Below are 7,619 nucleotides of genomic sequence, written 5' to 3'. Positions count from 1 at the left end.
ACCAACTGAGCTATTCCCGCGTTAAGTGCTGCGCATTCTATACTGAGCAGCAAAAGAGTCAAGTGTTTTTTCTTACATTTTAAGCACTTAGCTCAGAAGTCTGAGCCAGATGCGATTCAGGAGCGCAGGTCCGGCCATGCAGCTTTAAGATACACAGTCATCGACCAGATGGTCAGTACCGCCGCAACATAGAGTGCGATGTACCCGAGATCGACTATCCAAGGGAAATCTTCACCGCCCATCAACACAGTAATCGATCCCATCTGTGCCGCTGTCTTTACTTTGCCGATATAGCTCACGGCGATATTGGCACGCTTACCCAGCTCCGCCATCCATTCGCGTAATGCCGAAATAACGATCTCCCGGCCAACGATAATGGCCGCAGGCAGCGTAAGCCAGATGGTCGAAAAATGCTCTACCAGCAACACCAGTGCAACGGCTACGATAAGTTTATCGGCCACTGGATCAAGAAATGCCCCTAAAGGTGTCGTCTGGTTCAGTTTGCGGGCCAGATAGCCATCAAACCAGTCCGTGACCGCGGCAACGGCAAAAAGCCCGGCTGCAACCACTTTGCCCTGTGCACCAAACCAATAGAAGCTGACAACCATCAGAGGGATCATAACGATCCGGCTCAGAGTCAGAATGTTGGGCAAATTCATATACTGCTTTCTCCGTTACTCGCCATGTAGCTGAATAAATATCTGTTCAGCGAGTTTTTTACTGATTCCAGGAACCTTTTCCAGTTCCTCTTTAGGCGCACTGCGCATGTTTTTCAGGCTGCCAAAGTGCAGCAGCAGCTCTTTGCGACGTTTAGGACCAACGCCGCTCAGCGCTTCCAGACCACTTTGACCTCTGCTTTTCGCCCGGGCTTTACGGTGCCCGGTAATGGCGAAGCGGTGGGCCTCATCCCTTACCCACTGCAGCAGGCGAAATCCGTCATTATGAGCGTCAGGCATTATAGGGCGCGTACTGCCCGCCTCCCACAGAAACTCCCAGCCGGACTTCCGTGTTTCGCCTTTGGATATACCGAACAGCGCAACACTGCTGATCTGCATTTCTTCGAGCAGCGCTTCAATGCGGTTTACCTGGCCTTTTCCACCATCAATCAACAGCAGGCCCGGAAGGTCGTTCTGTTCCTGCATGCGGGTAAAATGCCGGCGTACTGCCTGCTCAAGTGCTGCGTAATCATCGCCCGCCTGAACATCACGAATGGAAAAGCGCCGATACCTTTCCTTCAGCAGCCCCTCGTGACCGAAGACCACACAGGATGCGTAGGTTGCTTCGCCTTGGGAATGACTGATATCGAAACACTCTATTCGCGCCGGCGCTGTCGGAAGCCCGAGAAGCTCCGCAACCTGCTCCAGCTTGAGTTCATTATTCTGCCGACCGGACAGGTAGGCCTGGGCTCCAGTGCGGGCATTTTCTTCTGCCATATGCAGCCATTTGCGGTTGTTACCGCGGGCGCCAGCGCTGTGATTAATGCGACGCCCCTGACTGATGCGGACTGCCTCTAACAATGGCTGAATCTTCTCGCTGTCCAGTTTGGCAATAATGTCTTTCGGCAGTCCTTCCTGCGCATGATCTGAAAGATAAAACTGCGCCATAAACCCCAGCAAAAAATCTTCATCCGTATCGCCGGCCTGGTTTTCCGGGTAATAATTCTTGCTGCCAACCAAACGCCCCTGACGGAACGCCAGCCGATGAATGCAGAGGATATTCTTCCAGTCAGTAAATGCCCAGACATCAGCATCCCCCTGACCTGCATCGACAAACTGTTTTTCCTGAATCTGCCGCATCAGATCAATCTGATCACGGTATTCAGCAGCCTGCTCGAATTCGAGCTGTTCCGACGCACTGACCATTCGCTGCTGCAGTTCACGTAGCAGCTCGGCGCTCTTACCCTCAAGAAACAAAGTAGCCTGACGTACGCTGTCGGAATAATCAGCCTGGCTGATATGACCAACACAGGGGCCGGAACAACGTTTGATTTCATATTGCAGGCACGGCCTGCTGCGATGACGGAAGTAGCTGTCTTCGCAATTGCGCAACAGAAACAGCCGTTGCAGATAATTGAGGGTTTCACGCACAGCTGTGGAATTCGGGTAGGGACCAAAATAGCGTCCGCTTTTCCGCCGTTTGCCACGCCGGTAGGCGAGTAAAGGATATTCGTGATCCGATAAATGCAGATACGGATAGGATTTATCGTCTTTCAGCAGAATATTGTATTGCGGCCGGTGCTGTTTGATCAGCGTCTGTTCAAGCAGCAGCGCCTCGGCCTCGCTGGCGGTAACCGTCACTTCAATATGATGAATGTGACTGACCAGCGCTACCGTTTTACTGTTAAGGCCACGGGCACGGAAGTAACTGGATACACGATTCTTGAGGTTCTTTGCCTTGCCGACATAGAGCAGTTCACCATCGGCAGCAAACATACGGTAAACCCCGGCGCGCTGCGTCAGGGTTTTAAGAAAGGATTTGATGTCAAAATCGGACATTTTTAACTTGCAGCAGCCGGGTCTACCAGCCCATAGCGAACAGCCAGATGGGTCAGCTGAACGTCGCTGTCGATGTTCAGCTTTTCAAAGATCCGATAGCGATAGCTGTTAACAGTTTTAGGGCTGAGGAACAGTTTTTCACTGATTTCTGAGACTTTCTGACAGCCAACAATCATCAATGCGATCTGCATCTCACGCTCAGACAGTTCATCAAACGGCGAAGCCTGATCCTGCTGGAACGGCTTGAGGGCCATTCGCTGGGCAATTTCCGGACTGATGTACTTCTGCCCGCTCTTCACTTTAAGAATGGCATTGACCATTTCTTCAGCGTCTGCGCCTTTAGTGATGTAGCCGGAGGCGCCGGCCTGCAGTAAACGTGAAGCGTAAGGGTTATCGTCACAGGCCGTGACGGCAATCACCTGAATTTCTTCATTCTGCCGGATAATCTTACGGGTAGCCTCGAGCCCGCCAATGCCAGGCATACGGATATCCATCAGTACGATATCCGGCTCGTACTCTTTGGCAAACTGAACAGCTTCTTCTCCGCTTTCAGCTTCTCCTACCACTTCAATCCCTTTCGCGTCAGAGAGCAGTCGGGATATTCCCGAACGAACAAGCTCATGGTCATCAACAACCAATACTTTAATCAAAAAACTACCCTTTAACTCTCAGATCCGGCAACTCACTGCCGGGCCCACATCAGAACATCATCTGTGCGGCCCCGCGTAGCACGGTGCTGTTTATCCTGAGCAGAACACCCGAATCCGAAACCCCGGATCGACTGCCCTCTGCCATTTTAAACGCGCCATTTCATATGGTGCCATTTTAAACGCACCATAGTGCCAGCATTATTCTTCTATGCCCGGAATATAGCAAACGCTTCAGAGCTGAACCATTCGTTTTCGCTGCCAGGCATATTTCATCGGATTCAGATTCATACCTACCTCGACGACACCTTCATCAAGGTTGTGTTTTTGGCTGAATCCCAATCTTTTGGCCAGTTTCAGCATGCCGGTATTGTGTGGTAGTACTGAACCGAAAATCTGCAGCACACCCCGGTCACGGAGGTATTCAATGATGCCCTGCATCAAGCGCAGACCAAGACCCTCGCCGCGGCAGTTATCATCGATAATCACCGAGAATTCAGCGGCAACATCATCCGCGTCAATCCATACTCGCACAACTCCGTACAGAACGCCTTCTCTCAAAGCGACAAACGCCATTTCCCGGTCGTAATCAATCTGCGTAAAGCGAGCAAGCTCGCGATGATCAAACTGACGACGCGCCGAGAAAAAGCGCAGGCGCAGTGACTCAGCACTGAGGCGGCTGTAAAAATCCTCCAGCAGAGGCTCATCTTCGCCACGGATTGGCCGCACATCGTATTGATGACCATTGCGGCTTTCATAACTGTCTTCCAGCTCTTTCGGGTACGGCAGAATGGCACTCTTCATGGCGTGACCGACTTCGCCAGCCAGACCAATGATCATGTAATGACCCACCTGGCGACGAATGGCGTTCACCTCCAGTCCGGCCAGCCACGGATGATTCAGCGCCATGTGCGACAGCGCAACCAGCCAGCGTTCCAGTGTGACCAGTTCACGCTCCAGATTTTCCGAACGCTCTGTCAGTACTTCGTAGAAATGACTGCGCTTGATCAGTTTTTCTGCCAGATTGGCGTTCAGTGGCGGCAGCGCCACCTGACGATCCACCAGAATATCAGCCGTGGAACCGCCACCACCAAAGAACAGGTAAGGGCCAATTTCCGAATCCCGACCGATACCGAATGAGAACTGCAGATTGTCCAGTGCGCGATGCATGGTCTGCAGGGTATAACCCAGCACCGGACTCTGCGGGAACGCCTTATGGATCTGCTGCTCCAGCTCGCCGGCAGCCTCTTCCACCGCTTCCAGTGAGCGCAGATCACGGGCCACCGAGCGCAGACGCTCGCGGGGATTGTCACCATAGGCAAAGGGATACAGGTAATCGCGGTGATGAACACGCAACACCCATGGCCCTGCGACGGAGTCCGACTCAGCCATAAGGTCTGCGAGACTGGTGCGATACATCGCCTGAGCACAGGAGAAGCCATAGGCTTTCAGCAGCTCCCAGGCGTGGGTCGGCAGCAGGTAATCCCCCGGACGGTGAATGGCCAGAATATCTTTATCAACCTCGTGATAGGCAGATGAAATCGGAATCTCGAGACTTTCTGGTGTTTCACGCAACAGATCCTGAGTACGCTGGTGCTGCACCATGTACATATAAGACTTGATGGCATTATCCGGAGTATCGAAAGTCGGGATGCCGTTCTGATCGAAACAGTCACGTGAATCCTCAACCGAATACTCACCCATCCAACTGGTCAGGATGGTTTTATTGCTGGTTTTTGCCACTTTTACAAGAGCTTCGGCGTTAGCCAGCGGATCAGACTGCAGCCCGGGAATATAAATCACCAGAATGGCGTCCACCTGCTTATCGCGCAGCAGTGTCTGTGTAACCGCAGCCAGTTGCTGAGGGTTCAGTTCCGGGTTAAGCAAAATCGGGTTGTCGGTACGCAGGTATTCCGGCAGCAGGCCGCGCAGATGCGTACGGGTATCTTCCGACAATTTCGCCAATACACCACGATCGTGCAGCAGCCGATCCATAGCGAGGATGGCCGGGCCGCGCCCGTTAGCAACGATAGCCAGACGCGGACCAAAAGCTTCACGGCGCTGACTGAGGGCGTCAACGCAGTCAAACAGCTCGTCGGTCGCAGACACACGCAGAACACCGGCGCGGGCCAGCGTTTCATCAACCAGTGCGTCACGGGACCCAAGACCCTTAGGGGTAGCAATGCGATTAAGGGGGTTTTCCTGAAAACGGTTGCTCTTAACGGCCAGCACCAGCTTGTGACGGGAGGCCGCACGCAGTGCGCGGATAAGCGCCTTACCTGACCCAAACTCATCCAGCTGAATCAACAACGTTCTGACCGGTGGTTCTTTTACGATGTAGTCAATGACGTCCGGCAGAGTGACATCCTGACTCTTGCCCAGTGTCAGTACGTGAGAGAATCCGATGCGGCGGCTGAATGCCCAGTCCATAACCCCGGACGCCAGAGTCCCGGACTGACCGACGTAGGCGATATGCCCGGTGCGCACAGGTACATGCAGAAAGCTGGCGTTGATTTTACGTACCGGAATAACAATACCGAGACAGTCCGGCCCCATGATGCGCATGCGCGTCTGCTGAATGACCTGATTCAGTCTCTCCGAGGATGGCCGGAACTGCCAGGAACGCGTGCGGGCAATACCACCGGTCAGCAGCATGGCCGCATCAACACCTTTGGCGTGCAACTGTTTAATGATTTTTGGAACGGTTTCTGCGGGCGTACAGATAATGGCCAGATCCACCGGCGCATCAAGCTGGCTGATCCGGCTGATAGCCGGTACGCCATACACTTCTTTATAGCCGCGGGTGTTAACCGGAATAATCAGCCCCGGATACTCACCGTTAAGCAGATTACGCACAATTGCTCCGCCGAGATTCCCCGGACGTTCTGACGCCCCGATGACGGCGATGGATTTCGGTTGAAAAAACAACTCGAGCGAGCGCGTGCCCATGAAAAATTCCTTACCCTGGCAGGCGGATGCCTGTCGATGATCTGTTTATAGCCTGATTAATTAAGACTTTTAACCCCCATAGGGAATAAAAGTGAACCTATACGCATTACCCGGTGGTCATACTCCATTAGTTGAAGGCTGCCACCTTAGCGGTTGGCGATCCGCAGTCGCGCGGATACACTGCCCTCTCAAACCGCATTTTCAGGTAAACATAGTCGACATGACCACTGCCTACTACACCTTTCAGCACCACTTTGCGCACGATACCGGAGATGATCATCCCGAGCATGCAATGCGCATCGTCGCCATTGAGCATCAGCTGAAGTCCCGTGGCATCCTGGAAAAGCTGACGGTCGTGAATGGCCAGACCGCCAATAAGCCGGACATTCTCCGCGCCCACAGTCATGGCTACGTCGAACAACTGGAAATGATCCAACCCAAGCAGGGGCATATCTATGTCGACGAGGATACGCCGATGTCCTCGGGCAGTTTTGATGCAGCTCTGTATTCCGTCGGAACCAGCACATTAGCCCTGGACGATGTCATAAACGGCACGTACGACAACGCTTTTGTATCTGTGCGGCCGCCTGGTCACCACGCGGAACACAAAAAAAGCATGGGTTTCTGCTTTTTCAATAACGTAGCCATCACTGCCCTGCGCGCTGCCGAAGTGCACCACGCCCAGCGTGTTGCCATTCTCGATTTCGACGCTCACCAGGGTAACGGTACCGTCGACATCCTGCAGAATGATCAGCGTTTTCTGATCTTTTCTGCTTTTCAGCACCCCTTCTATCCGTACACCCATCACGAAGAAGCGAAATACAACAACCTCATCAATGTCTATCTGGATGCCGGCACAGGAAGCGAAACCTTCCGTGAAAAAATAACCGAAGGCTGGATGAAACGACTGCGCGGTTTTGCCCCTGAGGTCATCGTTGTATCCGCAGGCTTTGACGGCCACAAAGACGATCCCATGGCGGAACTGTGCCTGGATGATGATGACTACCGCTGGCTGGGCGAGTGGATCACGGAATACGCCAAAAGCCGCAACATTCCATGGGTAGCCATTCTTGAAGGGGGCTACGACCTCAACGCCCTGGGCCGCTCAGTGAGCGCCTTTATCGGTGAAATGCTGAAGGCCTGATTACATTTCAGCCACAGCAGATAACACAAAAACCACATTCACTACATCGCGCCAGGGGCATTATGGCGACAAACCATAATCCCCGGCTGCGCAGCATGAACTTCAGGCGACTCCCGCAAATAAAGCACAAAGACCCACTCAGCCTGTGGCGGCCAACGTTTACCGGCAGACAGCAGAAGTTATCCCTGCTGATTGCAACTGAATGGGCTGCTATCACACTTCTCAGCTGCTGCAGTCTTACCGCTATCGGACTGGCACTACACGGAATGTAACCACAAAAGTGCGGCGCTCCAGCCATGCATTTCCCCGCACCACTGACATTTACACGCTTCTTTACGGCGAAAAACACGTATAAAAAAAGGTTCAACGCATTTAAGCGTGAAA

The 7,619-nt window shown here is 53.1% G+C and carries 5 protein-coding genes; 1 reads left to right on the top strand and 4 read right to left on the bottom strand.

All coding sequences use genetic code 11. From position 1 onward, the window contains the following. Nucleotides 1-116: 116 nt before the first annotated feature. The 4 genes from pgsA to B2Z72_RS15305 form a co-directional block, all read right to left on the bottom strand. Nucleotides 117-659 carry a CDP-diacylglycerol--glycerol-3-phosphate 3-phosphatidyltransferase gene (pgsA, locus tag B2Z72_RS15320; RefSeq protein WP_296985876.1) on the bottom strand — a complete coding sequence of 181 codons (543 nt, stop codon included), beginning with the start codon at nucleotides 657-659 and terminating at the stop codon, nucleotides 117-119. A 15-nt stretch (nucleotides 660-674) separates the two neighbouring features. Beyond that, nucleotides 675-2,495 carry an excinuclease ABC subunit UvrC gene (gene uvrC, locus B2Z72_RS15315; RefSeq protein ID WP_296985874.1) on the bottom strand — a complete coding sequence of 607 codons (1,821 nt, stop codon included), beginning with the start codon at nucleotides 2,493-2,495 and terminating at the stop codon, nucleotides 675-677. Between the two features lie 2 nt (nucleotides 2,496-2,497). Then, a complete protein-coding gene (gene uvrY / locus B2Z72_RS15310; RefSeq protein ID WP_297005228.1) occupies nucleotides 2,498-3,145 on the bottom strand; it encodes a UvrY/SirA/GacA family response regulator transcription factor in 648 nt (215 codons plus the stop codon). A 231-nt stretch (nucleotides 3,146-3,376) separates the two neighbouring features. Beyond that, nucleotides 3,377-6,091, bottom strand: coding sequence for a GNAT family N-acetyltransferase (locus B2Z72_RS15305; protein ID WP_296982563.1), 2,715 nt, complete (start codon nucleotides 6,089-6,091; stop codon nucleotides 3,377-3,379). Nucleotides 6,092-6,311: 220 nt separating this feature from the next. Between B2Z72_RS15305 and B2Z72_RS15300 the strand changes: the two genes are divergently transcribed. Continuing rightward, nucleotides 6,312-7,235 carry a histone deacetylase family protein gene (locus tag B2Z72_RS15300; RefSeq protein ID WP_296982564.1) on the top strand — a complete coding sequence of 308 codons (924 nt, stop codon included), beginning with the start codon at nucleotides 6,312-6,314 and terminating at the stop codon, nucleotides 7,233-7,235. Nucleotides 7,236-7,619: the final 384 nt, after the last annotated feature.

Source organism: Thalassolituus sp. UBA6592, from assembly GCF_002433655.1.
GTDB lineage: Bacteria > Pseudomonadota > Gammaproteobacteria > Pseudomonadales > Oceanobacteraceae > Venatoribacter.
This window is presented reverse-complemented; position numbering and strand designations above follow the sequence as displayed.

Excerpts from the sequence above, each read along its gene's own strand:
- pgsA (WP_296985876.1), bottom strand. The coding sequence starts at position 659 with ATGAATTTGCCCAACATTCTGACTCTGAGCCGGATCGTTATGATCCCT.
- uvrC (WP_296985874.1), bottom strand. The coding sequence starts at position 2,495 with ATGTCCGATTTTGACATCAAATCCTTTCTTAAAACCCTGACGCAGCGC.
- B2Z72_RS15305 (WP_296982563.1), bottom strand. The coding sequence starts at position 6,091 with ATGGGCACGCGCTCGCTCGAGTTGTTTTTTCAACCGAAATCCATCGCC.
- B2Z72_RS15300 (WP_296982564.1), top strand. The coding sequence starts at position 6,312 with ATGACCACTGCCTACTACACCTTTCAGCACCACTTTGCGCACGATACC.